Source organism: Gordonia sp. N1V (assembly GCF_029269935.1).
Taxonomy (GTDB): Bacteria; Actinomycetota; Actinomycetes; order Mycobacteriales; family Mycobacteriaceae; genus Gordonia; species Gordonia polyisoprenivorans.
Genome location: NZ_JARJDD010000011.1, coordinates 123311 through 147301, shown reverse-complemented (window position 1 = coordinate 147301; position 23991 = coordinate 123311). Strand labels below are relative to the sequence as shown.

At 66.5% G+C, this 23991-nt stretch carries 24 protein-coding genes and 1 tRNA gene; 12 read left to right on the top strand and 13 right to left on the bottom strand.

The window, feature by feature from the left end; all coding sequences use genetic code 11:
* Positions 1–111 precede the first annotated feature (111 nt).
* On the top strand, positions 112–1101 hold the full coding sequence (locus P3L18_RS15925) for an LLM class flavin-dependent oxidoreductase (RefSeq protein WP_276114605.1): 990 nt from the start codon (positions 112–114) through the stop codon (positions 1099–1101).
* Here P3L18_RS15925 and P3L18_RS15920 read toward each other — a convergent pair.
* Positions 1088–1525, bottom strand: coding sequence for a TIGR03668 family PPOX class F420-dependent oxidoreductase (locus P3L18_RS15920; RefSeq protein ID WP_276114604.1), 438 nt, complete (start codon positions 1523–1525; stop codon positions 1088–1090). The genes P3L18_RS15925 and P3L18_RS15920 overlap by 14 nt on opposite strands.
* Positions 1526–1586: 61 nt before the next feature.
* A complete protein-coding gene (locus P3L18_RS15915) occupies positions 1587–2180 on the bottom strand; it encodes a TIGR03086 family metal-binding protein (RefSeq protein ID WP_276114603.1) in 594 nt (197 codons plus the stop codon).
* Between the two features lie 94 nt (positions 2181–2274).
* Here P3L18_RS15915 and P3L18_RS15910 point away from each other — a divergent pair, with 94 nt between their 5' ends.
* The 3 genes from P3L18_RS15910 to P3L18_RS15900 are packed head-to-tail and all read left to right on the top strand — an operon-like array spanning position 2275 to position 4519.
* A complete protein-coding gene (locus tag P3L18_RS15910; protein ID WP_276114602.1) occupies positions 2275–3225 on the top strand; it encodes a YafY family protein in 951 nt (316 codons plus the stop codon).
* A 56-nt stretch (positions 3226–3281) separates the two neighbouring features.
* Positions 3282–3674, top strand: coding sequence for a hypothetical protein (locus tag P3L18_RS15905; protein WP_006373021.1), 393 nt, complete (start codon positions 3282–3284; stop codon positions 3672–3674).
* A 2-nt stretch (positions 3675–3676) separates the two neighbouring features.
* Complete coding sequence (locus tag P3L18_RS15900) at positions 3677–4519, top strand: alpha/beta hydrolase (RefSeq protein WP_276114601.1); 843 nt, start codon at positions 3677–3679, stop codon at positions 4517–4519.
* Here P3L18_RS15900 and P3L18_RS15895 read toward each other — a convergent pair.
* Both P3L18_RS15895 and P3L18_RS15890 read right to left on the bottom strand, forming a co-directional pair.
* Complete coding sequence (locus P3L18_RS15895) at positions 4482–5732, bottom strand: cyclopropane-fatty-acyl-phospholipid synthase family protein (protein WP_276114600.1); 1251 nt, start codon at positions 5730–5732, stop codon at positions 4482–4484. The genes P3L18_RS15900 and P3L18_RS15895 overlap by 38 nt on opposite strands.
* A gap of 160 nt (positions 5733–5892) precedes the next feature.
* Positions 5893–7320 carry an aldehyde dehydrogenase family protein gene (locus P3L18_RS15890; protein WP_276114598.1) on the bottom strand — a complete coding sequence of 476 codons (1428 nt, stop codon included), beginning with the start codon at positions 7318–7320 and terminating at the stop codon, positions 5893–5895.
* Between the two features lie 158 nt (positions 7321–7478).
* Here P3L18_RS15890 and P3L18_RS15885 point away from each other — a divergent pair, with 158 nt between their 5' ends.
* From P3L18_RS15885 to P3L18_RS15875, 3 genes are all read left to right on the top strand, one after another.
* Positions 7479–7799, top strand: coding sequence for a putative quinol monooxygenase (locus P3L18_RS15885; RefSeq protein ID WP_014359385.1), 321 nt, complete (start codon positions 7479–7481; stop codon positions 7797–7799).
* 100 nt (positions 7800–7899) lie between these two features.
* Positions 7900–8604, top strand: a complete 705-nt coding sequence (locus P3L18_RS15880) for a TNT domain-containing protein (RefSeq protein WP_020171805.1) — start codon at positions 7900–7902, stop codon at positions 8602–8604.
* A gap of 2 nt (positions 8605–8606) precedes the next feature.
* A complete protein-coding gene (locus P3L18_RS15875; RefSeq protein ID WP_014359387.1) occupies positions 8607–9056 on the top strand; it encodes an Imm63 family immunity protein in 450 nt (149 codons plus the stop codon).
* Here P3L18_RS15875 and P3L18_RS15870 read toward each other — a convergent pair.
* The 5 genes from P3L18_RS15870 to P3L18_RS15850 form a co-directional block, all read right to left on the bottom strand.
* On the bottom strand, positions 9048–11393 hold the full coding sequence (locus P3L18_RS15870) for an MMPL family transporter (RefSeq protein ID WP_079929153.1): 2346 nt from the start codon (positions 11391–11393) through the stop codon (positions 9048–9050). The genes P3L18_RS15875 and P3L18_RS15870 overlap by 9 nt on opposite strands.
* 13 nt (positions 11394–11406) lie before the next feature.
* A complete protein-coding gene (locus tag P3L18_RS15865) occupies positions 11407–12042 on the bottom strand; it encodes a TetR/AcrR family transcriptional regulator (protein WP_276114597.1) in 636 nt (211 codons plus the stop codon).
* 109 nt (positions 12043–12151) lie between these two features.
* The gene (locus P3L18_RS15860; protein ID WP_276114596.1) at positions 12152–13678 is read right to left on the bottom strand and encodes a DEAD/DEAH box helicase; all 1527 of its coding nucleotides are present in this window, start codon (positions 13676–13678) and stop codon (positions 12152–12154) included.
* Between the two features lie 280 nt (positions 13679–13958).
* Positions 13959–14195: a hypothetical protein gene (locus P3L18_RS15855; RefSeq protein ID WP_276114595.1), complete on the bottom strand. Its 237-nt coding sequence runs from the start codon at positions 14193–14195 to the stop codon at positions 13959–13961.
* A gap of 35 nt (positions 14196–14230) precedes the next feature.
* Entirely contained in the window at positions 14231–15766 is a 1536-nt protein-coding gene (locus tag P3L18_RS15850) for a phospholipase C (RefSeq protein ID WP_276114594.1), read from the bottom strand.
* Positions 15767–15973: 207 nt separating this feature from the next.
* Here P3L18_RS15850 and P3L18_RS15845 point away from each other — a divergent pair, with 207 nt between their 5' ends.
* From P3L18_RS15845 to P3L18_RS15835, 3 genes are all read left to right on the top strand, one after another.
* Positions 15974–17431 (top strand): NAD(P)/FAD-dependent oxidoreductase, encoded by a 1458-nt coding sequence (locus P3L18_RS15845; protein WP_006373009.1) that lies wholly within the window; start codon positions 15974–15976, stop codon positions 17429–17431.
* Positions 17432–17530: 99 nt separating this feature from the next.
* A complete protein-coding gene (locus P3L18_RS15840; RefSeq protein WP_006373008.1) occupies positions 17531–17965 on the top strand; it encodes a MarR family winged helix-turn-helix transcriptional regulator in 435 nt (144 codons plus the stop codon).
* A complete protein-coding gene (locus tag P3L18_RS15835) occupies positions 17962–19788 on the top strand; it encodes an MFS transporter (protein WP_020171800.1) in 1827 nt (608 codons plus the stop codon). Before P3L18_RS15840 ends, P3L18_RS15835 begins: the two co-directional genes overlap by 4 nt.
* Here P3L18_RS15835 and P3L18_RS15830 read toward each other — a convergent pair.
* Positions 19713–20348 (bottom strand): GPR1/FUN34/YaaH family transporter, encoded by a 636-nt coding sequence (locus tag P3L18_RS15830; protein ID WP_276114593.1) that lies wholly within the window; start codon positions 20346–20348, stop codon positions 19713–19715. The two genes, P3L18_RS15835 and P3L18_RS15830, sit on opposite strands and share 76 nt — an antisense overlap.
* A gap of 194 nt (positions 20349–20542) precedes the next feature.
* On the opposite strand from P3L18_RS15830, the gene P3L18_RS15825 reads away from it, so the two are divergent.
* Positions 20543–21814 (top strand): chloride channel protein, encoded by a 1272-nt coding sequence (locus tag P3L18_RS15825; protein WP_276114592.1) that lies wholly within the window; start codon positions 20543–20545, stop codon positions 21812–21814.
* 97 nt (positions 21815–21911) lie between these two features.
* Here P3L18_RS15825 and cynS read toward each other — a convergent pair whose 3' ends face one another.
* Positions 21912–22364, bottom strand: a complete 453-nt coding sequence (gene cynS / locus P3L18_RS15820) for a cyanase (RefSeq protein ID WP_006372329.1) — start codon at positions 22362–22364, stop codon at positions 21912–21914.
* A gap of 135 nt (positions 22365–22499) precedes the next feature.
* Entirely contained in the window at positions 22500–22736 is a 237-nt protein-coding gene (locus P3L18_RS15815) for a DUF4190 domain-containing protein (RefSeq protein WP_079930387.1), read from the bottom strand.
* A gap of 132 nt (positions 22737–22868) precedes the next feature.
* On the opposite strand from P3L18_RS15815, the gene P3L18_RS15810 reads away from it, so the two are divergent.
* Positions 22869–23411: a hypothetical protein gene (locus P3L18_RS15810; RefSeq protein ID WP_276114591.1), complete on the top strand. Its 543-nt coding sequence runs from the start codon at positions 22869–22871 to the stop codon at positions 23409–23411.
* Between the two features lie 494 nt (positions 23412–23905).
* Here P3L18_RS15810 and P3L18_RS15805 read toward each other — a convergent pair.
* Positions 23906–23982: transfer RNA gene (locus P3L18_RS15805), tRNA-Leu, on the bottom strand.
* Between the last annotated feature and the right edge of the window lie 9 nt (positions 23983–23991).

Sequence of the window (23991 nt, the reverse complement as noted above, 5' to 3'; positions counted from 1 at the left end):
CCTGTTGAGGATCTGTTGAGACAGCGTTGAGGGTGGGTTGAGCATTCGTCACTAGCGTCGCGGGTGTACCGCTGTTGCGACCACCGACCGCCAATGATCAGGAGCCGACCGATGAAGCTCGCTCTCTATCTCCCCAACTTCCGCGACGAGGTGACCGTCAAGGAGCTCGAAGACCTCACCGCGCTGGCCGAGGACCTCGATTTCGATTCGGTGTGGACCCTCGACCGCATCGGCGTGCCCGAGGCGTCTGACCGCGAAGAATTGGAGTATCCGTTCGGGATGATGGCCGATCTACCCAACGGGTTACCGGTCATCGCACGCGGCAAGTGGTTCCAGGGAATGCCGCTGATTCCGTGGCTGGCCGCCAAGACCAGCAAGGTGCGGATCGGTATGAGCATCATCGATACCCCGTACCGTTCGCCGGGCGTGTTGGCCGCCGAGCTCGCCACCCAGGACCACCTGTCCAACGGACGGCTCAACGTGGGCATCGGAAGTGGCTGGATGCCTGAGGAATTCGCTGCAGCCAGCGTCTCCCACCTGTTTCCGCGCCGGCACGGGCATGTGCGGGAAACGATCGAGATCATGCAGGGCATCTGGTCCAACGACCTGTTCGAGTACCACGGTGAGTTCGCCGACTTCCCGCTGTCGGGCTTCGGGCACAAGCCGATCCAGAAGCCCGGACCGCCGATCTACTTCTCCGGACTCAAGGACCCCAAACGTTCGGCGCGCCGTATCGCCAAGTACGGACTGCAGGGCTGGATCGGAATCCAGGATTCGCCGGAGGACATCGCGAGATGGAAGGGCGAGATCGGTCGAGAGCTCAACGAACTCGGACACGACTTCCCGGACGGTTTCGACATGTGCAGCATGATCTGGTTCGTGATCACCGACGAGCCGACCGATCAGACACCGGCGGGCAAGGCGTCCAATCTGCTGGCCGGAACCGCCCAGCAGATCGAGGACATCCTCAAGCGGTACCGGGACGCCGGCATGACGATGCCGCTGTTGTGGCCGCCGTTCCGGGATGTCCCGACCTCGAAGACGATGGACGATCTGAAGCGACTGACCGAACAAATCATGCCCAAGGTCAACGCGGGCTGACGGCGCCGGTCTGCGCGGACCAGTGATGCCAGCGCAGACCGGTCACGATGATCACCGCGCCGTGTGGGCGGTGCTCGCGGTACTGCGGATACTTCCCCGCCAACGCGGTGATCGCCGTCGAGCCCTCCTCGGTGGCGGCGTCGACGACGACCGCGTGGCCGTCCACCCGTACCCACCAGAGCTCCTCCCAATCGTCGGAGTAGTGATCGACGAGCACCGACACCCGAGGATTCTCCTCGATGTTCGCCAGGCGTCTGAGGGCTTGGGAGCGTTTGGGTTTGTGGTCGACGCAGGTGACGAGACGCTCGTCATCGAGCGCGAAGACGATGGGCACCAGATGCGGTGTGCCGTCGGCGCGCGCGGTGGCCAGACGAGCCACGCGCGCCGCGGCGACAGCCCGCAGGTAGGCGGTGTCGAAGGACATGGGGTCTACGCTCGCACATCTTCGACGTGGCAGAGCGCGATCGTCAGGCACGGCGTGATCGTCAGGCACGCGTCCACGGCGCGGACTCACGGCCCGACCAGTTCGCCAACCGTTCGGTGGCGCCGGCCTCGGGGCGGGGTTCGACGACGGCGTCGAACGGCACCTCGTCGTCGGCGCGGATCTCGGCCGGGATGAATTGTCGTGCGACCGCGAGTGTGGTCTCGGCAAGTGCCGGCTCGGTCTCGGCGTTCTGGCCGGTGGCCACGGCGAGGTCCCAACCGTGGACCAGGGTTTCGTTGACGTAGCCCCACAGTGCTCCGGCTCCCGGAACTTCTCCCCACGGAACACGTACCGGTGCAGAGAGTTTCGCGTCGTCGGACCAGAGCGCCACGGCCTGGTCGGTGGCGTTGGTGTAGGTGGCGGCATCGTGATGCTCGTCGATGCTGGGAATGGCGAGAACGTCGTCGCCGGCGGCGAGCGCGACCGCCCGGTGGGCGGTGCCGTTGAGGTGTCGGGCGAGCATGCGGACGTCGAAGTCCGCACACGGTGTGGGGGAGTCGAGCTGATCATCGCGAACGTGGGCGAGCAGGTCGCCGACCCATTGGGTGGCCGCGGTGTAGAAGGGGCGGGGATCTGCGGGCTGGGTGTTGGTCATGACGGAGGTCCTTTCGGGTTCTTCGGGCTGGTGAGGACCAGTGAACCCGCGAAACCTGACATCTACTGTCGTGATTTTCTGACAGACTTCTCGCATGCGCGCCGAGCGGTTGTTGTCGGTCCTGATGCTGTTGCGGTCACGGGGCCGGATGACCGCTGCCGAGCTGGCGACGGAACTGGAGGTCTCCGAACGTACGGTGCTCCGCGACATCGAGGCGCTGTCGTTGTCCGGCGTGCCGGTCTACTCCGAACGGGGCCGCCATGGCGGATTCGCGTTGGTCCCGGGATATCGGACGGACCTCTCGGGACTGACGCTGCACGAATCGATCGCCCTGCTCTCCGGCGGAGGGCGAATCGACTCGCCGGCGGCGGCGCGCGCCAAACGCAAACTCGAGGCGTCCCTACCGGATACGCACCGCGGCCAGGTGGCCGACGCGGCCCGCCGAATCCTGGTGCGCCCGGACGGATTCGTGAAAGCGGCAGACGACCTCGTCGCGCTACCGCCGGTACAACAGGCCGTCGTCGAAGGCCGGCGGATTACCGTGATCTACCAGCGGCCCGGAGCCGACCCCGCCGAACGCGTTCTCGATCCGATCGGGCTGATCGTCGCCGGTGATACCTGGTATCTGGTCGCGAATTCCCGAGGAGACGAACGTATGTACCGGATCTCGAGGATGTCAGACGTGCGCCTTCTCGACGAGCCCGCCGACCGTGCGGACTCCGTCGATCTCGAGCAGGTGTGGGAACGCCGTAGGGATGCGTTCCGCTCCGGCTTTACGCCGCTCGACGTGACGGTCGCGTGCTCACCGGAATCGGTGGAGGCCCTGACGCGCGGACCGGGATCCGTCCTGTCCGTTGAACCTGGCTCCGACGCGACCGAAACGGCCGGCGGGGTGCGCGTGACGCTGCGCTTCGGCGACGGGGCGCGCGCGACACGGATCCTGTGGTGGCTGTCGTTCGACATCGAGCTGTCGGTGATCGAGCCGATTGCGCTCCGACGAGAGTTGGCAGAACGCGCCCAGCGACTCGCGGCAGTGCACATCTGAGCCGCGGGTGCCCGCATTTGCCCCCTGTACCTCGCGCGAACAGCGATAATGACGCCATGGCAGACAAAGGTGTGCATGGGGTGGGGGCGCGTCCCGGTGAGCGTCAGCGAATCCGGAAGCTTGCGCAGGCCGCACTCAATGCGGATGTGACCGTCGAGCAGGTCGACACGATCCTGACCGACCTGGGCTCGGCGCTCGACGGCTTCGACCGCACACTGTCCGACCTGGACGGCACGATCGAATCGCTCAACTCCACCCTGGGTCAGCTGAGTACGACCCTGAACATGGTCGATGCGACCGTAGATCGGATGGCCGACGTCGTCGCCCGTCTGGAGAAGGTCGTCGGCAGGGTGGAAGTGCTTGTCGCGGTGGGTGAGACGGCGCTGAAGCCGCTCGGCGCGATCGAATCGGCCGGACGCAGTGTGATGTCGCGGATCGGGTTGGGGTGACCATGTCGGCAGTCGAAGAACGGCAGTTCCGCGGGGCGCACGGCGAGACGATCGTCTACGACCTGTACCGGCCGGATGTCGGTGAGCCGCGTGCCGTGGTCGTCATCGCACACGGGATGGGTGAGCACGGCCGGCGCTACCGGCACGTTATCGATGCACTCACCGGGGCCGGGTATCTCGTCGCCGTTCCCGATCACCTCGGTCACGGGCGATCCGGTGGGGCGCGGATGCGCATCACCCGGTTCAGCCAGTACACCGACGACCTCGCCCGGGTGATCTCCGAGACGGGGATCGACGGCGTGCCGACCTTCTTGATCGGCCACAGCATGGGCGGGTGCATCGCCTTGGACTACGCGCTCGATCACCCCGAAGCCCTTGCCGGACTGGTGTTGTCCGGGGCGGCGATCATGCCGGGCGACGATCTGCCCGGTCCGCTGATCGCGGTGTCCAAGCTGGTGGGCAAGATCGCCCCCACCTTGCCGACCCTGGCCCTGGACTCGGGCAGCATCAGCCGCGATCCGGCGGTGGTCGCCGACTACGAGTCCGACCCACTGGTGCACCGCGGCAAGATTCCCGCCCGTCTCGGAGCCGAGATGGTCTCGACCATGCAGTCGTTTCCCGCGCGGCTGCCCTCGCTGCGGATGCCGGTGCTGGTGATGCACGGCAGCGAGGACACGCTCACCAACCCCGACGGCAGCCGGCTCGTCGACGAGTTGGCGTCGTCGACCGACAAGACGTTGATCATCTGGGACGGGTTGCGTCACGAGATCTTCAACGAGCCCGAAAAGGACGAGGTAATCGGCACTCTCACGCGCTGGCTGGCCCAGCGGGTCGGCGCATCGTGATTTGCTCGACATCCATGCGGCCGTCGCGGAAGGCCATTCGACCGCCGACGAGGTAGAGCCGCCACACCCGCGCCATCTCTTCGCCGACGAGGTCGATGACGGCGGCCTGGTTCTTCTCGAACGTCTCGTACCACGCGTCGACGGTGCGCACGTAGTCCTGGCCCATGTGCCGGATGTCGGTGACGTGCAGCCCGGCGTCGGCGAGCATGCCGACCGTCTGCGAGACCGGACGCATGTACATGTCGGGGGCGATGAAGGACTCGATGAACGGACCGCCGCCCGGATGGTGTCCGGCGCGCCGCGACATCTGCTGGATGCACACGCCGCCGCCGGGAACCACCTTGTCGTGCAACACCTTCGCGTATGTGGGGTAGTTGCGTTGCCCCACATGTTCACCCATCTCGATGGAGGCGACGGCATCGAAGCCGGTGTCGGGGATCTCGCGGTAGTCCTGGACACGGATCTCCACCAGATCGCCGAGGCCGCGTTCGGCGATCCGGGCGTCGATGAACTGTTTCTGCTCGGCGGCGATCGTCACGCCGACGACGCGAGCGCCGTAGTGCTGGGCTGCATACAGCGACAGCGAACCCCACCCGCATCCGATGTCGAGGAGGCGGGCCCCCGGCCCCAGCTGGTCAAGCCCGACATTGCGGCACACCCGATCCAGCTTGTCGGCTTGTGCATCGGCCAGCGAGTAGCCGGGATCGTCGGAGGTCCACAACGCGCTCGAATATGCCATGTGCTCGTCGAGGAGTAGGGCGTAGAAGGCGTTCGACAAGTCGTAGTGGTGGCTGATCGCGGCCCGGTCCCGGGCTCGCGAATGCAGTCGCCCGCGCACCCGCGCCTGCGTCGCCGGCGGGGCCAACGGCAGGCCGAGAAGCCGATATTCGATGGCGAGCCGGGCCAGGTCGAACAGCAGACGGGGCGTCGGACGGATCGGTCCCAGACCGCGCTCGGTGACCGCCGCCCACACGTGGGTCAGCGCCTCGTCGAGGTCGCCCGAGACGTCGAGTTCACCGGTCACATAGGCCTGCGCCGCACCGAGTTCACCCGGATGCCACAGCATGCGCCGCAACGCATCCCGGCTGTAGAGGACGACGTGGGGCGCGTCGTCGGGGCCGGCTGTGCTGCCGTCCCACGCGGTCAGATGAACCGGCAGGTCGCCGCCGATCCGGTCTTCGATCACTCGTGCCAGCGACGCGGCGACGGTCATGGGGCCTCCTGGGATGGGGTCGGTCACCCGTTGTTCGCCGCCCGCCGCGGTGCGGATGGGTCGTTACGGGCCGCAGTTGTCCGCCGACGGCGCCCCCCCGAGATGGCGAGCGCTGTCGGCGGTACCCGAGGCGCCGCCATGCGACGCTGTGCCCGATGGGTCAGGCGCTGTAGCCCAGCAGCGACTTGACCTCGAGGAAGTCCTCGAAGCCGTAGTCGCCGCCCCACTCGCGGCCGTTGCCGCTCTTCTTGTAGCCGCCGAACGGGGCGGCCGGGTCGACCTGCGCGCCGTTGAGCGAGATCGATCCGGCTCGGATCGCCCCGCCGATACGACGCACCTCGTCGAGGTCCTTGCCGGACACGTAGCCGGCGAGGCCGTACTCGGTGTCGTTGGCGATCTTGATGGCCTCGTCGATCGAGTCGTAACCGATCACCACCAGCACCGGTCCGAAGACCTCGGTGCGGGCGATCTCCATGTCGTTGGTGACGTTGGTGAACACGGTCGGCTTGACATAGAAGCCCGTCTCCAGATCGTCCGGTCGACCCGCCCCGCCGATGACGGCGTTGGCGCCCTCGTCGATCGCGCGCTCGATGAGACCCTGGATCTTGTCGAACTGGGCCTCGGAGACCACCGGGCCCAGCCGGACGCTGCTGTTGGGATCACCGACGGTCAGGTCGGCACCGGTGGCCTTGGCGATCTCGGCGACCTCGTCGAGCCGCGAGTTGGGAACGAGCATGCGGCTCGGCGCATTACAGGACTGTCCCGAGTTGAGCATCATCGTCGCGATGCCGCCGGCGACGTTCTTCGCGAAGTCCTCGTCGTCGAGGATGATGTTGGGGCTCTTGCCGCCGAGTTCCTGCGCCACGCGCTTGACCGACGGGGCCGCGTTCTTGGCGACCTCGATGCCCGCCCGGGTGGAACCGGTGAAGGAGATCATGTCGACGTCGGGGTGCGACGACAATGCGACACCGACCCCCGGCCCGTCACCGTTGACGAGATTGAACACACCGGCGGGAACGCCTGCGGCGTCCATGATCTCGGCCACGATGGCCGCGCTGAACGGCGCGATCTCCGACGGCTTGAGCACGACGGTGCAGCCGGTGGCCAGGGCCGGGGCCAGCTTGCACATCACCTGGTTGAGCGGCCAGTTCCACGGAGTGATGAATCCGCACACGCCGACCGGTTCCTTGACGATGCGGTGGCTGCCGCGGTCCTCACCGAACGAATAGGTGGGCAGGGTCGCCGCGGCGGTCATGAGGTGACCCAGCCCGATCGGTACCTGAGCAGCCTTCGACAACCCGGCCGGAGCACCCATCTCCTCGGTGACCGCCGCGGCCAGATCGTCCATGCGCTTCTGATACTCGGCGACGATGGCGTTGAGTACGGCGGTGCGCTCCTCGACGGAGGTGACGCCCCAGGTGGTGAAGGCCCGCTTCGCCGCAGCGACGGCGGCATCGACGTCGGCGGCCGTGCCGAGTGCGACCTGACCCGCCGACTTCTCGGTGGCCGGGTTGATCACGTCGATGAGATTCAGCTCGGTCGGCTCGACCCACTGGCCATCGATGTAGAACTTGGTGATCTCGCGCATGTGTCCTCCGTCTCGGGGCTGATGCCCGTGTGTGTTCCACCCCACAGTATCCCTCCCGGACGGCGCCCGAGCTAGCGGTCGGTAAGCGCAGGTGAACTGTCTCAGAACGAGACGGATCGACGCACCGAACGGCCGGTTGGCGCCCTAGGCTGACCCTCATGATCCACATCGTCGCCACCTGGAAGATCAAGCCCGAATACGCCGACTCCTGGCCGTCGCTGAGCAAGGAATTCACCGAGGCCACGCGCTCCGAACCGGGCAATCGCTGGTTCGAGTGGTCGCGCAGCATCGACGACCCGAACGCCTACGTCCTCATCGAGGCCTTCGACGACGACGCCGCGGGAGCCCACGTCAACAGCGATCACTTCGCGAAGGCCACCGCCGAGCTGCCGGCCTATCTTGCCGAGACCCCGAAGATCATCAACACCACCGTCGATCAGGACGACTGGTCGGAACTGGGGGAGATGGCGGTCGATTAGGACTGCGCTTCTCTGAGATCCGGCTGTACAAATAGTGAGGTGCGGTTAAGATCTGTGCAGCTCGCCATGGTGACGAGCACCTTTGTAGAAAGGCGTGGCCATGGTTCGTCGCAGAGTTCTGTTGATTCTGTGCGTTTCTGTCTCGATCATTCTCTCGGGCGGCGGGATTGCCTCGGCCGCACCGGGTTCGGTTGATCTCGGGTCATCCGGCTGGGATATTCCGGGAATCACGCACGGCTGCTCGAAAGAACTGTTCAACGGAGACAAGCGACTCGGACCCGAAACGCTGTCGAACAAGGCTCCGGTGGGTCCGCAATTGGTCGGTTACCACCGATTCGGAAAGCTCAACGCCACATCTTTCCTGGAGAAGTGGTGGAATGTCGAAAAGAACACCTGGAACTGGCCCGACAAGCAGGGCTACGTGCTCGACGGCAACGGCAATCCGATCAAGAGTGAGTTCACCCTGTCGCCCGGAACGCGAATCGACCGCTATGGCAGCGAGTACGGCAACTTCTTGGCGCCCGAGGGGACACCTTACGCCAAGCGTGGCCTGCCCCCGGTGAACCTGGTTGGCGACTACCCCGAATCGTGCAACTACCACGACTACACGGTGCTCAAGCCCATGAAGGTCTACAGCGGCAAGATCGCCCCGGTATTCGAGCAGCCCAGCCTCGGCCTGCAATACGAGGTGGTGGCCGACCTGCTGGTGGTCACACCGAAGGACGAGGAGTGCGGAGCGACGGTGAACGTCTTCTGGCTGCGATGCGCGGGCTACCTGCAACAGACCTTTCCGGGACCGCAGTAGCGGTGACCCGACCGCCGAACCTGCTCGACGACGAGACGCGCGCACGCATCGAGGACCTCGCGCGCCGGATGGACGCCCGGCCCGGTGATGTGCCGGAACTCGGATTCGTGCGCGACGATGGCTTCCCGTCCTGCTGGCAGGCGCCGGACGGCTCCTGGCATCTGATGAGCCGGGAACGGGGACAGGTCATTTCCGATCGGGTGGCCACCGATCGTGAGGAGTTCGTGCGGATCGTCGCCGAGCAGATCGCCGAGATGCGGGCCCACCGGCTCCACGAGCCGGGTACGCCGGACTTCCGGCGTGCGGCATGGCAGGAACAGTACGACGCACTCGGATCGGTCGACCGAGGGTGGGCCCGGCAATGGCTCGACGCCACGCGAGCGGAGTTGATCTCGCGTGGCGCCGACGCCGCGGTGCTCGGCGGGTTGCCGTCGGCGGAGGATTCAGCGTGAGGTGCTGACGGGTTCGCGTTCGGGCTCGTCATCGGGTGCCGTACCGGCACCGAGTTGCTCGCCCTCGATGTCGATGTTGGGCAGGATGCGGTCGAGCCAGCGCGGCAGCCACCACGCCTTGTCGCCGAGCAGCGTGAGTACGGCGGGCATCAGCGTCATGCGGATGATGAACGCGTCGAAGACCACGGCGATGGCGAGTGCGAAGCCCATCACCTTGATGAACTGCATGTCCTGCAACATGAATGCGGCGAACACCGAGATCATGATGGCGGCGGCCGCGGCCACCACGCGTGCGCTGTGCCGATAGCCGACGACGACCGCCTGTTTCGCGTCGGCGCCGTGTACGTAGGCCTCACGCATGCGCGTCACGAGGAACACCTGATAGTCCATCGCCAGCCCGAAGACGATGCCCACCAACATGATCGGTAAGAAGCTCACCAGCGGCTGTGGGTTGTTGACGATGCCGCCCCAACCGTCGGTGAACAGTGCGACGGTGACACCGAAGGTGGCCGCGACCGACAGCAGGAACCCGAGTGCGGCGACCAGCGGCACCAGGATCGAGCGGAACACCACGATCAGGATCAGGAAGGCCAGACCGACCACGATCAGCACGTAGGGGATCAGTGAACTCGACAACCGGTCGGAGACGTCGAGTTCGATCGCCGTCTGGCCGGTCACCCCGTAGGTCAGTCCGGTACGTTTCTCGACGCCGGACTCCATGTCACGAAGGGTGGTCACCAGATCGTGCGTCTGGTCCGAATCGGCTGCGCTGGAGGGGATCACGGAGATCTCGACGGTGTCCCCGGCCTTGTTGATGCCGTCGGCGGCGATCCATGCGTGTGCCACACCGTTGGTGGAGCGCACCTGATCGACGAGGCGATCGAAGGCCTGCACGCGTTCGGGTTCACCGGTGACCCCGCGTCCGTCGACCACGAGGACGAGCGGTCCGTTGTAGCCGGGTCCGTATTCGTCGGCGACGAGGTCGTAGGCCTGTCGCTGGGTGGTCGAGGGGTCCGAGGTGCCGTCGTTGGGCAACGCCAGTTTGAGTCCCACCAGCGGCAAGGCCAGCAGGATCAGCAGCACGACGATGACACCGGTGATCACGCGCGGATGCTCCACCACCCGCCGCACGTAGCGCTGCCCGTTGTGCACGCGCACCGACTCATCGCCGGTGACGTCGGGGGCGTTGAGGAAGCGTAGGCGGCCGGCAAAGGCCTTGCTGCCGAACAGCCCCAGGATCGCGGGCAGCAACGTCAACGCCACCAGGACGGCCACGATGACGGTGCCCGCGGCGGCGATGCCCATCGCGGTCAGGAACGGGATGTTGACCACGGCGAGCGCGGCGAGCGCGATCACCACCGTCGACCCGGCGAACACCACTGCCGAGCCCGCGGTGCCCACTGCGCGTCCGGCGGCCTCGGCGCGGCTCGCCGACTTGTGTATCTCGTGTCGGTAGCGCGAGACGATGAACAGCGCGTAGTCGATTCCGACGGCCAGGCCGATCATCGTCGCGAGCACCGGGGTTTCCTGGCTCAGGTCAAAGAAGCCGGTGGCGATGGATACACCGAGCATGCCCACGGCGACACCGATGATCGCGGTCAGAATCGGCATACCCCAGGCGACCAGGGAGGCGAAGGTCAGGATCAGGATGATCGCGCCGATCCCGATACCGATGATCTCCGAGGTTTCACTGAGCTTGAATCCGCTTGTGGCGGTGCCCTTCATCTCGACGGTCAGGCCGGCGTCGCGGCCGGTCTGGGCGACCTTGTCCATCGCGTCGTGCATCGACGAGGTGACATCCGCGGCGGCCGAGACATCGAACCCCGCCCCGAACTGCACGGCGGTGGCGTCGGCGTTGACCGGCGCTCCGGCCTGCACGGTGGCCGCAGCGGCCTCGGGGGTGGCGCCGAATGTCTTCTCCTGGAAGGCGATCAGCTGCTGACGGATGGGCCCGGGGTTGGCCTGGGTGCCGTAGACCTGCAGCGGATTGATGAGCTTGTCGGGGTTCTTCACCTTCTCGACGGTCTTGAGCTCGTCGAGCATGCGCTGCACCGCGTCGGCGTAACGCGGGTCGGTGAGCGATGCGCCCTTGGGTGTGGCCACCACGTAGGTCACGCTGACGTCGTCACCGAATTTCGGCTTGTCCGGAAAGCGTTCGACCATGAGGTTCTGCGCCCGCTCGGACGGAATGCCCGGGATCGAGAAACTCTCGGTGGTGGGTTTGGACAGGAAGGCGGCGCCGACACCGAGTGCGATCAGCACCAAGATCCACACTGCGATCGTCTTGAACCGGTTGGTGTAGGCCCAGCGGCCCACCCGGGACAGGAATGTTGCCACGGAACAAAACTCCTCAGTTGTTGGACAAGCTCGGGGATGTGATCGGAAGTTGTTGTGCCATGCCGGCTCCCAGCTGATCGAAAGCGGCGTCGAGCATCTCGCGGGCGGAGTGGTGCACCGTGTCGCGGTGCGCCGACCAGAATTCGAGCGCGGTCCGCGCCGCACACAGTGCGGTGGTGAACGCAAGATGGGAGTGCAGGGTCTCGGGGTCGGCACCGCGGGCGGCCATCATCGCCGACAGTCGGGTGTCGATCGACGCGCCGAGGTCGATGCTGCGGGAGTGCGCGGTCAGGGCGGGTTCGGTGTCGAACAGGCGCAGCAGGGTGACCAGCGCCTCCGGGTCGGTGTCGGAGTCGGTGGCGATCTCGGTCATTGCGAATCGCAGGGAATCCCAGAGTGATTCGCCCTCCGGGCGGGCGCGGACGCCGTCGTCGATGCGGTCGAGGAGAACGCCGACAAAGGCGATGAGGGCGTCCTCTTTGCTGGTGAAGTAATTGTGGAAGGTACGCACCGACACCCCGACCTCGGCGGCGACGGCGTCGATGGTCACCGCGTCGATGCCGTCGCGGGTGGCCAGGGTCAGGACGGCCTCTGCGAGGGCGAGGCGGGTGGCCGCCTTCTTGGACTCACGCAGGCCGGAGGAACGCATGACTCCCACCGTACGGAAATTGCACGGGCCTGCAATGTTGCAGACCCGTGCAATTATGAGGGGCTTGTCTCACCGCGACCCGCAGGTGACGCGGGTCACGCGAGTGTGATCAGCGAGCCGACGACGAGGTGTGTCGACGTGCGACCTGGCCGTTGCCGTTGCGGCCGTTGCCGCGCCGTGCATTGCTCTGTCCGTCGCGGCTGCGGGCCCCACCGGACCGCGCGGCGGTTCCGGTGCGAGGGGTGCTCGACTCCGGGTGGCCGGTCGCCGACCGGTGACCGTTGCCCGAGCGTGACCGTGAGCTCTGGCCGCCGGACCGCTCGCTGCGCGCGCGGCCGCCGCTGTGGCCGCCACCGTCGCGACTCCCGGCGCGGGCGCCACCGCGGTTGCGTCCGCCGGACTGGCCGCCGGATCGACGCGGTCCGCGCGCCTGCCGCTGCGGCGCGGGCTGCTCGGGGGCGGGCGTGACATGGGCGGCCCGTTCCCCGACGAGGGTGACGACGGCGTCGGAGCCGGCGTCCACACGCTGCGGGGTCACCTGGATCTTCGCCTTGTGCAGCAGCGAACGCAGGTCCCGGCGCTGCTCGGGCAGGCACACGGTGACGACGTCACCGGCGTTGCCGGCACGCGCGGTGCGACCCGAGCGGTGCAGGTAGGCCTTGTGCTCGGCCGGCGGATCGACGTGCACGACCAGCTCGATGCCGTCGACGTGCACACCGCGTGCGGCGACGTCGGTGGCGACGAGCACCCGGACCGAGCCGTTGCCGAAGGCGGCCAGACTGCGGTCGCGCTGTGCCTGCGACAGGTTGCCGTGCAGATCAACCGCGGGAATGCCGTCGGCGGTCAGCTTCTTCGCGAGCTTCTTGGCCTGGTGCTTGGTGCGGGTGAACAGGATTCGTCGGCCGGTGCCGGAAGCGAGGGTGTTGATCAATGCGGTCTTGTCGCCGGCGCCCGCCACCTCGAAGACGTGGTGGGTCATCTGCTCGACGGGCGAGGAGGAGTCGTCGACCGAGTGCATCACCGGCTTGTTCAGGAATCGCTTGACGAGTTTGTCGACGCCGTTGTCGAGGGTGGCCGAGAACAGCATCCGCTGTCCGTCGGCGGGGGTGGCCGCGAGGATGCGGGTGACGGCGGGCAGGAAGCCGAGGTCGGCCATGTGATCGGCCTCGTCGAGCACGGTGATCTCGACGTTGTCCAGACGCACGATGCGTTGCTGCACAAGGTCTTCCAGGCGGCCGGGGCAGGCGACGACGATGTCGGCGCCGCGGCGCATCGCGTCTTCCTGACGCTTCTGGCTGACGCCGCCGAAGATCGTGGTGACGCGCAGGCTCAGCGCAGCTGCGAGGGGTTCGATGGCCGTCGCGATCTGGGTGGCCAGCTCACGGGTGGGGGCCAGGACCAGTCCGGTCGGTGCACCCGGGGTGCGGGTGACCTCCATCTCGGCCAGTCCGGCGACCAGCGGGATGGAGAAGGCCAGGGTCTTGCCGGAGCCGGTACGGCCACGGCCGAGGACGTCGGCACCGTCGAGGGTGTCGGTCAGGGTGTCGGCCTGGATGGGAAACGCCTCGGTCTTGCCGTCGGCGGCGAGTACCTCGACGAGTGCGGTGGGTACACCGAGGGATGCGAATGTCGTCATACGTGTGGTGCCTTTCGGGCAGTCTCACGGCGCAGGGATCACCCACATCCGCGAGATGGATGGCGAACGCGCGGGTCCGCGCATTCGTTCGCCGTATGAAGTGGAGTGATCGAGGCGGTTCTGTCCGACCGGCAGGCCAGTGGGCCCGGGGTGGGACCGCCGAAAACAGTCGTTCTACGACGTCTGACTCCGCGCTGTGCGAGTCATTCGTTGAGTAACGCTACACGGTTGCGGCGAGAATGGGCGAATCGTGGCGCGAGTCACCATGGTCACACGCGTCTCAGGCGACGCTGCTCGCGACGGCGACGATCACCCCGGCGACGGTGAGGACGCCGACGACGACCGCACACGCGATGGCCGTGCGGCGACGGCCCTGACGTGCGGCGCTGATGCCGAGGCCGACGGCGATGAGGATCGCCGCGGCATACACCGAGATGCCGATGGTGAGTCCGGCGACGGCGCCGTTGCTCATCGCAAGTACCTGCGGAAAGCGGCCCGGATCACGCGTACCGATCATGATCCGAGTACATCACGGTCGTCCCGCGGCGCCGGTCACCCGGTCGGTGCCTGTCGGGTTCCCGGTTGTTGGCGCGGCATCGAATTCGGCGGGACCGGGTAGGGCCGGCCGTGCCCGGCGGTACCCGCCGCGATGTTGGGACCGCATTGCAGCAGTGCGTTCTGGGCGTCGGGATTGGGGTCGCCGAAGTGCGGCCGCGCGGAATTCGGCCGACTGCCGAAGTCAAAGGCCGAGGTCATGTCGCCGACGGTCGCACGGCGCCACGCCGTCAGGTTGGGCACGTCGACGCCGAACCGCTTCTCGATCAGCCTCAGCTGCGAGGTGTGGTCGAAGGTCTCCGAGGCCACGAGTCCGCCACGGCTGTAGGGCGAGATCACGAAGCAGGGCACGCGATAGCCGAGGCCGATGGGGCCGCGGATGCCCTTGGCTGCCGGGAACCGGTTGAGATCGCCGACGCTCACGTACTCGCCGGCGGTACCCGGAGGTGCCGTCGGCGGGGTGACGTGATCGAAGAAGCCGCCGTTCTCGTCGTAACTGATGATCAGGGCGGTCTTTTCCCACACCGCCGGATTGGACGTGAGGATGTCGAGGAGTTGCACGATGCCGACGGCGCCGAGGGCGGCGGGCAATGCCGGATGCTCGCATTCCATCGCCGGTGGGATCACCCAGGAGACCTTCGGCAGGCGGTTGGCCTTGACGTCTGCGGCGAAGTCGTTGGGGTAGGTGGGGGCGATACCGCGCTTGGCGAGTTCGGAATTCGGGTCCTGGGCCTGCTTGAAGCAGCCCATCATGCCGTCGAGGATCACCGACGAGACCGGCCCGAAGTCCTTGTTGTTGTAGATCTTCCAGCTCACCCCGGCCTCTTGGAGGTTCTCCGGCATGGTGCGCCACGAATAGACGAATTTGGGGATGAGCGTGGGGGTTTCGAGGAGCGGCCCACCGTGGCGGCCCTCCGGGTCGAGGGTTGCGCTCATCCAGTACAGGCGGTTGGGGTCGGTGGGTCCGAGTACCGAGCAGTGGTAGCCGTCGCACAGGGTGAAGGCCTCGGCGAGCGAGCGGTGGACCGGGATGTCCTCACGCTCGTAATAGCCCATCAACGCCGGGGCGTTGTCGGGGCCGACCGACTTGATCGACATCGGGAGCCAGCCGTCGTTGCGGCCGCCGTTCCAGGCCTGGTGCAGGCCGGCCCACGAATGGTCGGGGTCGTTGATGCACTCGCCGTCGAGGTTGGCCCCCGCGGTGGTGTCGAGCCGGAACGGCATGGTGTAGCCGCTGGGCGTCGGACCTTTGCCCGGCGCCCAGCCGTACTGCTTCCAGGCCGGGGATGCTTCACCGAAACCCCGTACGCCGGAATAGGTTCCGAAGTAGTGATCGAACGAGCGGTTCTCCTGCATGAAGAGCACGATGTGCTCGATGTCGGCGAGTGATCCGGTCCCGCCGGGATCGGCCGATGCATAGGCCTTGTCGATGATCGGTGCGGCCCACGAGGTGAGCAGTGCGCCGCCGCCGGTCGCGGCGACCCGTCTCAGGAATTCACGTCGACCCAGTCCTGCAAACATCGATGAACTCACATCTCCTCGTCGCGAACTCCCCACGGGGCAGGGTGCGCCCCGCTGTGACCCGCGGACAGTATCCGACCCACGCGAACGGTGGGTGAATCGGCTGTGATGCCCGCGAATCCCCTCAGCACCCTAGCCCGTCGAGGGGTTCGGGGATGCGCGTCGCCGGGATTGCCGGAGTTGTCGAATCCCGCATCCCGACGCGCCTACGGTGGAGGGATGTCCACGACAGCGACCTACGACGTCCTGGTGATCGGCGGCGGACCGGCCGGGGAAAACGCGGCCGATTACGCGATCCGCGGAAGCGACCGCACCGCCGCGATCATCGACCACGAACTCGTCGGCGGGGAGTGCTCGTACTGGGCATGTATGCCCAGTAAGGCGTTGCTCGGGGCGGGTGCCGCCTTGGACGGGGCTGCCGGTCTTCCCGGTGCTCGTCCGTCGCTGGCGTCGATGAGCCCGGACCGCGGCGCGCTGTTCGCCTGGCGCGACGACTTCACCTCCCACCGCGACGACGCCTCTCAGGTGCAGTGGGCGCGGTCGGCCGGCATCGACGTCATCCGTGGACACGCGCGGCTGGTCGGGGATCGGGAGGTCGAGGTGAGCGGCGCCGAGGGCACCCGGCGGTTGCGCGCACGCCGGGCGGTGGTCCTGGCGACCGGCAGTACCGCCACCATCCCGCCGATCCCGGGCCTGGCCGCCGCGCTGCCCTGGACTTCCCGCGACGCCACCAACATGCTCGACGTACCGCGCCGGGTGGCGATCCTCGGCGGCGGCGTGGTGGCGTGCGAGGCGGCGACCTGGCTCACCGATCTCGGCGCCGCGGTCACCCTGCTGGTCCGGGGGGATCGCCTCCTGGCGAATGCCGAACCCTTTGCCGGACAACGGGTTGCTGACGCACTGTCCGAGCGCGGCGTCGACGTGCGCTTGCGCGCCACGCTCGCCGAGGTGGATAGGGACGACGCCCGTGACACCGGATACGGTCGGCGCCACGGTGGGCCGGTCCGGGTGCGCATCGCCGGGCGCGACGGCGCGGTGACCGACGAGATCGAGGTGGACGAGATCATCGTTGCCGCCGGTCGCACACCCGCGACCACCGACCTCGGTCTCGAGGTCCTCGGCATTGATCCGCACCAACCGCTCGACGTCGACGACCATCTCACCGTCGGCGAGCACTCATGGCTCTATGCGGTCGGCGACGTGAATTCACGTGCGCCCTTGACCCACATGGGCAAGTACCAGGCCAGGGTGGCCGGTGAGGTGATCGCGGCCCGTGCCGACGGCACCGATCTCGTCGACCCCCGTTACCGCGCCTCGGCCGATCACGGGGCCGTGCCCCAGGTGGTCTTCACCCGCCCGCAGGTCGGCAGCGTCGGACTCACCGAACGCGCCGCGCGCGAGGCGGGCATCGATGTGCAGATCTCGGCGCTCGACATCGCGGTCGCCGGATCATCGCTCGAACGCGACAATTACCGCGGTCATGCGCAACTGGTGATCGACCGGTCCCGCGATCTGCTCGTCGGGGTCACCTTCGTCGGTCCCGAGGTCGCCGAACTACTGCACTCGGCAACCGTGGCCGTCGTGGGAAGGGTTCGGCTGCAACAGCTCTGGCATGCGGTGCCGTCGTATCCGACGGTCAGTGAGGTATGGCTGCGGCTCCTGGAGCAGGTGCACTGAAGGTTTCGACGCGCCGATCGCGGATGCTGTCGGAAATACCCCGTTTGCGCGGTACGAGACATTTGATCAACCAAAACTGATAAGCCTAGGCTGTCGATCATGACCGATGACGACATCCTCGACGTCGCGGCGGGACTGAGGCTCACGCTCGGCGTGCTGTTGCGACGGCTCCGGGCACATCGCAATCCCGACGATCCGAGTGTCCCGGAGACGACGGTGCTGGCACGACTGGACCGCGACGGTGAGAGCACCGCAGCCGAACTCGCCCGCCGCGAACAGATCACGCCGCAGTCGATGGGGGTCACGATCTCGTCGTTGCTCTCCGGGGGACTCGTCGCCAAGGCTCCCGACCCCGCCGACGGTCGGCGTGCGGTGCTGCGACTGACCGCCAAAGGCCGTGCGGTGCTCGGTGATCGGCGCAACCATCGCACCCAGGCCATCGCGACCGCCATGACCTCGGTCCTCGACGCCGACGAGATCCGAGTCGTCGCTGCCGCTTTGCCCCTGCTCGACCGGGTGGCCGAGGCCCTGTGAGCGCGCCGACGGACGAGAAAACGGTCACCGACGACCCCGGCTATCGGTGGGTGGCACTGTCGAACACGACTGCCGCGGTGTTCATGTCGGCGCTCGACGGGTCGATCGTCATCATCTCGTTGCCCGCCATTTTCCGCGGTATCGGACTGGACCCGTTGGCGTCACAGAACATCGGTTTCCTGCTCTGGATGATCATGGGTTATCGGTTGGTGCAGGCGGTGGCCGTCACCACGCTGGGCCGGCTCGGCGACATGTTCGGTCGTGTGCGGATCTACAACGCGGGATTCGCGGTCTTCACCGTCGCGTCGATCCTGTTGTCGTTCGACCCTTTTCACGCGTCCGGCGCGGCGATCTGGCTGATCGCGTGGCGGTTGCTGCAGGCGCTCGGCGGATCGATGCTCACCGGCAATTCGGCTGCCATCCTCACCGACGCGTTCGCCTCGGATCGCCGGGGATTCGCGTTGGGGCTCAATCAGGTTGCCGCGCTCGCCGGACAGTTGAGCGGACTGGTCCTCGGTGGTCTGCTGGCCGCATGGGATTGGCGGGCGGTGTTCTGGGTGAATGTCCCGGTCGGCGTCTTCTTCACGGTGTGGGCCTACCGGAAACTCCGCGACAACGGCGAACGCCATCCGGGGCGGATCGATTGGTGGGGCAACGGGTCGTTCGCGTTCGGTCTCTCGGCGATACTCATCGCCATCACCATCGGACTGCAGCCCTACGGCGATCACACCATGGGCTGGGAGAATCCGGTCGTGGTGGCGCTGCTGGTCGGGGGCGTGGTGTCGTTGATCGCCTTCGGTCTCATCGAGAGTCGGGTGGCCGAACCGATGATCGAGCTGACGCTCTTCCGGATTCGGGCTTTCACCGCCGGAAACCTGGCGGCACTGTGTGCGTCGCTGGCGCAGGGCGGACTCCAGTTCGTGTTGATCATCTGGCTGCAGGGCATCTGGTTGCCGCTGCACGGCTACGATTTCGCCGACACCCCGCTGTGGGCGGGAATCTTCATGCTGCCGTTGACATGCGGGTTCTTCGTCGCCGGCCCGCTGACCGGTGCGCTTTCGGATCGGTTCGGTGCCCGCGGCTTCGCCACGGTCGGCATGGTGCTCTTCGGATCGAGTTTCGTCGGCCTGTTGTTCCTGCCGATCGTGTTCCCGTACTGGGCGTTTGCGTTGTTGATCGCGCTGAACGGAATCGGCACCGGCATGTTCGCCGCACCCAACACCTCCTCGATCATGGGAAGCGTTCCCGCCCGGTATCGAGGGGTGGCGTCCGGGATGCGGGCCACCTTCCAGAACTCCGGGACCGCACTGTCGATCGGTGTCTTCTTCTCGTTGATGATCGTGGGCCTCGCCGCGCATCTGCCCGAGACCATGTCAGCGGGATTGCAGCAGCAGGGTGTGCCCGCCGGGGTCGCCGGTGAGGTCGCCAATCTGCCTCCGGTGGCTTCGCTGTTCTCGGCGCTGTTGGGCGTCAATCCGATTGAACATCTCCTCGCCGGCACCGGAGTGCTCGGTCACCTGAGTACGGCCCAGCAGCAGGCACTCACCGGTCACGAGTTCTTCCCTGATCTGTTGTCCGGACCGTTCCACGACGGACTCGTCATCGTCTTCGTCGCCTCGATCGGGTTGTCGATCTGTGCGGCCGTCGCCTCACTGCTACGCGGTGCCCCCACGGCGCCGACGCTGACGTCGACGCCGGAGGTCGTGCGCACAGGAGACGACGACAGCAGGGGTCACGACACCAGAGCTCACGACAGCAGTGGACGTCCCAGTGGCAGCGCCGAGCCGCCGGTGGAACTCGACATCGCGTCGAAGAACAGATAGGCGCCGACCGCGGCGAAGGCGAACACCACCCAACCTGCGGCCGTCTGAATGGTGCTACTGCCCTGCGCGGTGGCCACCAGGACCAGAATCAGTGCGACGTCGATGAGGACGAAGAGCAGGGTGAACGCGAACGGAAGGCGCAAGGTGGCCAAGGTCAGCATCACGATCACCACCACCCACGAGGTGAGGAACACCTCCTGCGTGGCCACGGCGTTGTCGGCTCCGACGCCGTACCAGTTGTGGGCGAGACCGAGCACGAGTGCTGCGTAGCTGAGCCAGAATCCGGCGAAGATGCCGAAGACCGCGGCCACCGCGTTCTGCGCGAGCGACAATGCCCACACGGCGGCGACGAGTTGTCCGATTCCGTTGGCGGCCAGGATGATTGGAATCGACGCGCCGACTGCGGTCGCCGGGACGAATCCGATCAGCACCATCCCGAGTGCCACCGATCCGACGATGAAGGTCGGGACGCCGATGGTCGCCGGATTGCCCACGGGCGCCGGCGGTGCGGTATCGGCGGTGGTGTTCACATCGGGTGGGGCAAGTGCAACGTCGGTCATGGGGGTGTCCTTCGCGGAGAGAATGGCATTCATCGGCGATGCCGATCGTCAACGTAGGCGCTTTGTGTCCGGGGTCACAATGATTGGTCGACAATCCTGTTCCGCGACTGGCCATCAGGTCAGCGGGTCAGTACACCCCTTGGCGAGTGCCTCGCCGACCGCGATCCCGGCTCGCCGGGTGACACTGCCGCATCATGGACAGCGTGATGCGTAGGTTCGGCTGGTTCGTGCTCGGCGTGATCGCCGCGGGTGTGCTGGCCGGTCTCGCCGGTGGCGCCACCGCCGTGGTGCTCAAGGCGATTCAGCATGTGACGTTCGGATACTGGTCGGGCACACTGCTCGACGGCATCAGCGCAGCGACTGCCTGGCGTCGCGTGGCCGGACCCGTGGTTGGGGGAGCACTCGCCGGTGCCGGCTGGTGGTGGTTACGACGTCGTCGGCAACTGATCCCACTGACCGTCGCGATCGAGCGCGGGGAGCCGGTGGCGACAGCCCCTCGCGCGGCCGACTCGTCGCTGCAGATCCTGCTGGTCGGGACCGGGGCATCGCTGGGCCGAGAGGGAGCTGCCCGCGAGTTCGCGGCCGTCGCCGCAGACCTCGTACTCCGCCGAATCCCGTTGCCGGAATCGGACATCCGGGTGTTGCTGGCGTCGGCGGCCGGCGCCGGGCTCGGCGCGGTGTACAACGTGCCGTTGGCCGGTGCATTGTTCACCGTCCAGCTCCTGCTGCGTTCGTGGCGCCCTCGCGAGGTGCTCACCGCGACGTTGACGTCGGTAGTGGCCGTCGTCGCGGCGTGGCCGGTTGTCGGCGATCGACCGACATTCGTCTGGCCAGGCGCCGATCTCACCGCGGCGGTCGCGGTGGTGGCTCCGGCCGCCGTGGCGGCGAGCATGGTCCTGGGTGCGGCGTTCGCGCGGCTGATGAGTCATGTTCAGCGACAACCGGTCTCGGGATGGTGGTTGATCCCTGCGCTGACCGGTGCCGGTGCGTTGACCGGCATCAGCGCGCTGTGGTTTCCCGAACTACCCGGCAACGGCAAGTCCATCATCACCGAATCACTCGGTGGCGGTGGACCTCTGCTCACGGTGGTGGCCGTGGCGCTGCTCAAACCCGTCCTCACCGCCATTCATCTGCGTGCCGGTGCGGTCGGCGGCCTGATCACCCCGGCGCTGGCCACCGGCGCCGCATTCGGTGCGGCCGTCGCGATCCTGGCCGAGCATTGGACCGGCTGGGACATCAATCCCGCCGGGGTCTCCCTGCTCTCCGCGGCGGCGTTTCTGGGTTTCTCGCAACGAGCACCGTTGTTCGCTGTCGTCTTCGCCTGGGAGTTGGCGCATCCACCGCCGATGTTCCTGTGTGCCCTGGCCCTGATCGCGATGGTGGGGTACGCGGTGCAGACGGGGGGTCCGATTCTGCGACGGAACGGGATTGGTGGTCGCTTCGCGATCCGCCGGCGTGGCCACTGAGCCGTAGCGGTGCTGACGCCACCCCCGGGTGTAGGCGATTCTGGGGTGGCGGTGACCCGAACGCCGGCACCGGCGACAAGTGGTCCCAGGAGTACGGCTACCAGCGGTAGTCGAGAAACTTCCCGTCGAAGGTGACGACGACGCGGTCGCCGTCGGGATCGGATCTGCGCGCGAAGTCGACCCTGAAGTTGATGGCGCTCATGATGCCGTCGCCGAACTCTTCGTGGATCAGTTCCTTGAGCGCCGGGCCGTATACGGCGAGCGCCTCGTGGAAACGGTAGATCGTCGGGTCCGATGCGGCGGCGTCGTCGGCGGTGCGGGTCGGTTGGCGCACGAGACTTTCCACGACCCTGTCGTCGAGTCCCAAGAAGGCACACAGCGTGATCGCCTTGTCGGCGGGGACCGGATGTTGGCCCAGTAGCGCCGCGACCGTCCACACCAGCGGTGCGTCGATGTGCTCGGCGATGTCGGCCCAGGTCAGGCCCCGTCGAATGCGTTCGGCGACGATCAATTCCGCGGCGTGTGATTTCGGCATGATGGCGGTGGTCATCGGGTCTCCTCTGCTGGTGCGGATGGCTTATCCACCTTGACCACCGTGGTGGCATTCGTCCACCGGAAAGCCGATCCCGCCGCGCAGTGCGCGGCGAGATCGGCCCGGGGTGTGGTGACCACGGGGCTTGGTGACTCAGTGGCTCGTGACGGCGATGATCACCCCGATGATGCTCAGCACGATGGAGATCCAGCCCAGCACGACCCCGGCCCGGGCCTTGCCGTGTCCGACGGGGGATTCGGCCTGCGCCTGACGACCGACGATGATCGCCGGAATACCTGCGATCAGACCGAGACAGAAGATCGAGACGATCCCCAGCACCAAGCTGACCGTGGCCTTCGTGTTCTTCTGCACCGGGTTGATGACGTTCATGAATTAGTCGGTCCTTGAATATGGCCGTGTCGGAGCACGGTCGTGGATATGGCCGTCCGTCGATGTCGGATTCCCGGATGTGGATGATTTGGTGATCGTCGATCCGGGGTCAGCAGACTTTATACAGAAGCGGTGGACAGCGGCAACACGAGTGCTGTATTTGTTCATCGGACACTTTCGTGTCCGTTCACGACGAGGAGAAAATCGATGCGCCGCTCCACTCTCATTGCTGCCACCGCCACGATGGCCGCCACTGTCCTATTTGCCGGATGCGGGACGAGTTCCGATTCGTCGTCGACGGACAACAGCAGTTCGGCGACGTCATCGATGGCTGCGGTGGCCCTGTCCAAACCGGATTTCATCAAAGCCGCCGACGCCATCTGCGCAGCAGATAATTCCCAGGCGTCGCAGAGCGCGTCGAGTATTCCGGCCGGCCCGTCGGGCGCCGAGCAGCAGAAGGATCTCTTTCTCAGCACATATCGCACCGAACTCCAGAAGCTGCGCGCCCTGACGCCGCCGCCCGAGGACCAGGCCGCCGTCAACGACATCTGGAACGCCCTGGACCAGGGCCTATCCACCGTCGCCAGCAGCCCGGCGGGTCAGTTCGAGAACCCATCGCTCGACAAGGCCAACCAACTGGCGAAGGCCTATGGGATGAAGGTCTGCGGCAGCTGAGTGACCGGGTGTGAACGACCGGTTACCGGGGGCAGTTGTTTCCCGGTAACCGCGTGTTCCGTTATTGGTGGAGAGGGATATCGATTGCCGGCGTTTCGCTCGCACAACCCAGGGGCCGCACCAGCGCATAATTATTGAGACCAGTACCGAATATCGGGAGAACTCAGACCCGAGTTCTGCTGCGATATCGCTGTGGATCGGTTTGTCGCTCTTGCCGATTGATCACTGGCGGTAAACCTGTTGCGGAATTCGCCATATTGTTTCCCTACGTAGCGGCGGCCAAGCGCGTTGATTCCTCTTGGTGGCCGATATTCTCCCGACGGGTGTGTCGCTTTCGCGGATATTGCTGGAGTGCGTTATGGCCGTTTCGGCGGATCCGGTTTCGGCTGTTTTCTCGGTGGCGGCGGGAACCCGGATATCGGGTGGCCTGCTTCATGGGTGTCATGCGCGAAGTGCTTGCCCGGCGCCCATGGCCGAGGAGAAGGCTCACCCCGTGGTGCCCCCAGTCGGACTCGAACCGACACTGGGCGGATTTTAAGTCCGCTGCCTCTGCCAATTGGGCTATAGGGGCGCGCCAACA

What these genes read in the sequence shown, in the direction of transcription:
- P3L18_RS15925 (WP_276114605.1), top strand. Translation starts at nt 112, where the DNA reads ATGAAGCTCGCTCTCTATCTCCCCAACTTCCGCGACGAGGTGACCGTC.
- P3L18_RS15920 (WP_276114604.1), bottom strand. Translation starts at nt 1,525, where the DNA reads ATGTCCTTCGACACCGCCTACCTGCGGGCTGTCGCCGCGGCGCGCGTG.
- P3L18_RS15915 (WP_276114603.1), bottom strand. Translation starts at nt 2,180, where the DNA reads ATGACCAACACCCAGCCCGCAGATCCCCGCCCCTTCTACACCGCGGCC.
- P3L18_RS15910 (WP_276114602.1), top strand. Translation starts at nt 2,275, where the DNA reads ATGCGCGCCGAGCGGTTGTTGTCGGTCCTGATGCTGTTGCGGTCACGG.
- P3L18_RS15905 (WP_006373021.1), top strand. Translation starts at nt 3,282, where the DNA reads ATGGCAGACAAAGGTGTGCATGGGGTGGGGGCGCGTCCCGGTGAGCGT.
- P3L18_RS15900 (WP_276114601.1), top strand. Translation starts at nt 3,677, where the DNA reads ATGTCGGCAGTCGAAGAACGGCAGTTCCGCGGGGCGCACGGCGAGACG.
- P3L18_RS15895 (WP_276114600.1), bottom strand. Translation starts at nt 5,732, where the DNA reads ATGACCGTCGCCGCGTCGCTGGCACGAGTGATCGAAGACCGGATCGGC.
- P3L18_RS15890 (WP_276114598.1), bottom strand. Translation starts at nt 7,320, where the DNA reads ATGCGCGAGATCACCAAGTTCTACATCGATGGCCAGTGGGTCGAGCCG.
- P3L18_RS15885 (WP_014359385.1), top strand. Translation starts at nt 7,479, where the DNA reads ATGATCCACATCGTCGCCACCTGGAAGATCAAGCCCGAATACGCCGAC.
- P3L18_RS15880 (WP_020171805.1), top strand. Translation starts at nt 7,900, where the DNA reads ATGGTTCGTCGCAGAGTTCTGTTGATTCTGTGCGTTTCTGTCTCGATC.
- P3L18_RS15865 (WP_276114597.1), bottom strand. Translation starts at nt 12,042, where the DNA reads ATGCGTTCCTCCGGCCTGCGTGAGTCCAAGAAGGCGGCCACCCGCCTC.
- P3L18_RS15860 (WP_276114596.1), bottom strand. Translation starts at nt 13,678, where the DNA reads ATGACGACATTCGCATCCCTCGGTGTACCCACCGCACTCGTCGAGGTA.
- P3L18_RS15855 (WP_276114595.1), bottom strand. Translation starts at nt 14,195, where the DNA reads ATGATCGGTACGCGTGATCCGGGCCGCTTTCCGCAGGTACTTGCGATG.
- P3L18_RS15845 (WP_006373009.1), top strand. Translation starts at nt 15,974, where the DNA reads ATGTCCACGACAGCGACCTACGACGTCCTGGTGATCGGCGGCGGACCG.
- P3L18_RS15840 (WP_006373008.1), top strand. Translation starts at nt 17,531, where the DNA reads ATGACCGATGACGACATCCTCGACGTCGCGGCGGGACTGAGGCTCACG.
- P3L18_RS15830 (WP_276114593.1), bottom strand. Translation starts at nt 20,348, where the DNA reads ATGACCGACGTTGCACTTGCCCCACCCGATGTGAACACCACCGCCGAT.
- P3L18_RS15825 (WP_276114592.1), top strand. Translation starts at nt 20,543, where the DNA reads ATGGACAGCGTGATGCGTAGGTTCGGCTGGTTCGTGCTCGGCGTGATC.
- cynS (WP_006372329.1), bottom strand. Translation starts at nt 22,364, where the DNA reads ATGACCACCGCCATCATGCCGAAATCACACGCCGCGGAATTGATCGTC.
- P3L18_RS15815 (WP_079930387.1), bottom strand. Translation starts at nt 22,736, where the DNA reads ATGAACGTCATCAACCCGGTGCAGAAGAACACGAAGGCCACGGTCAGC.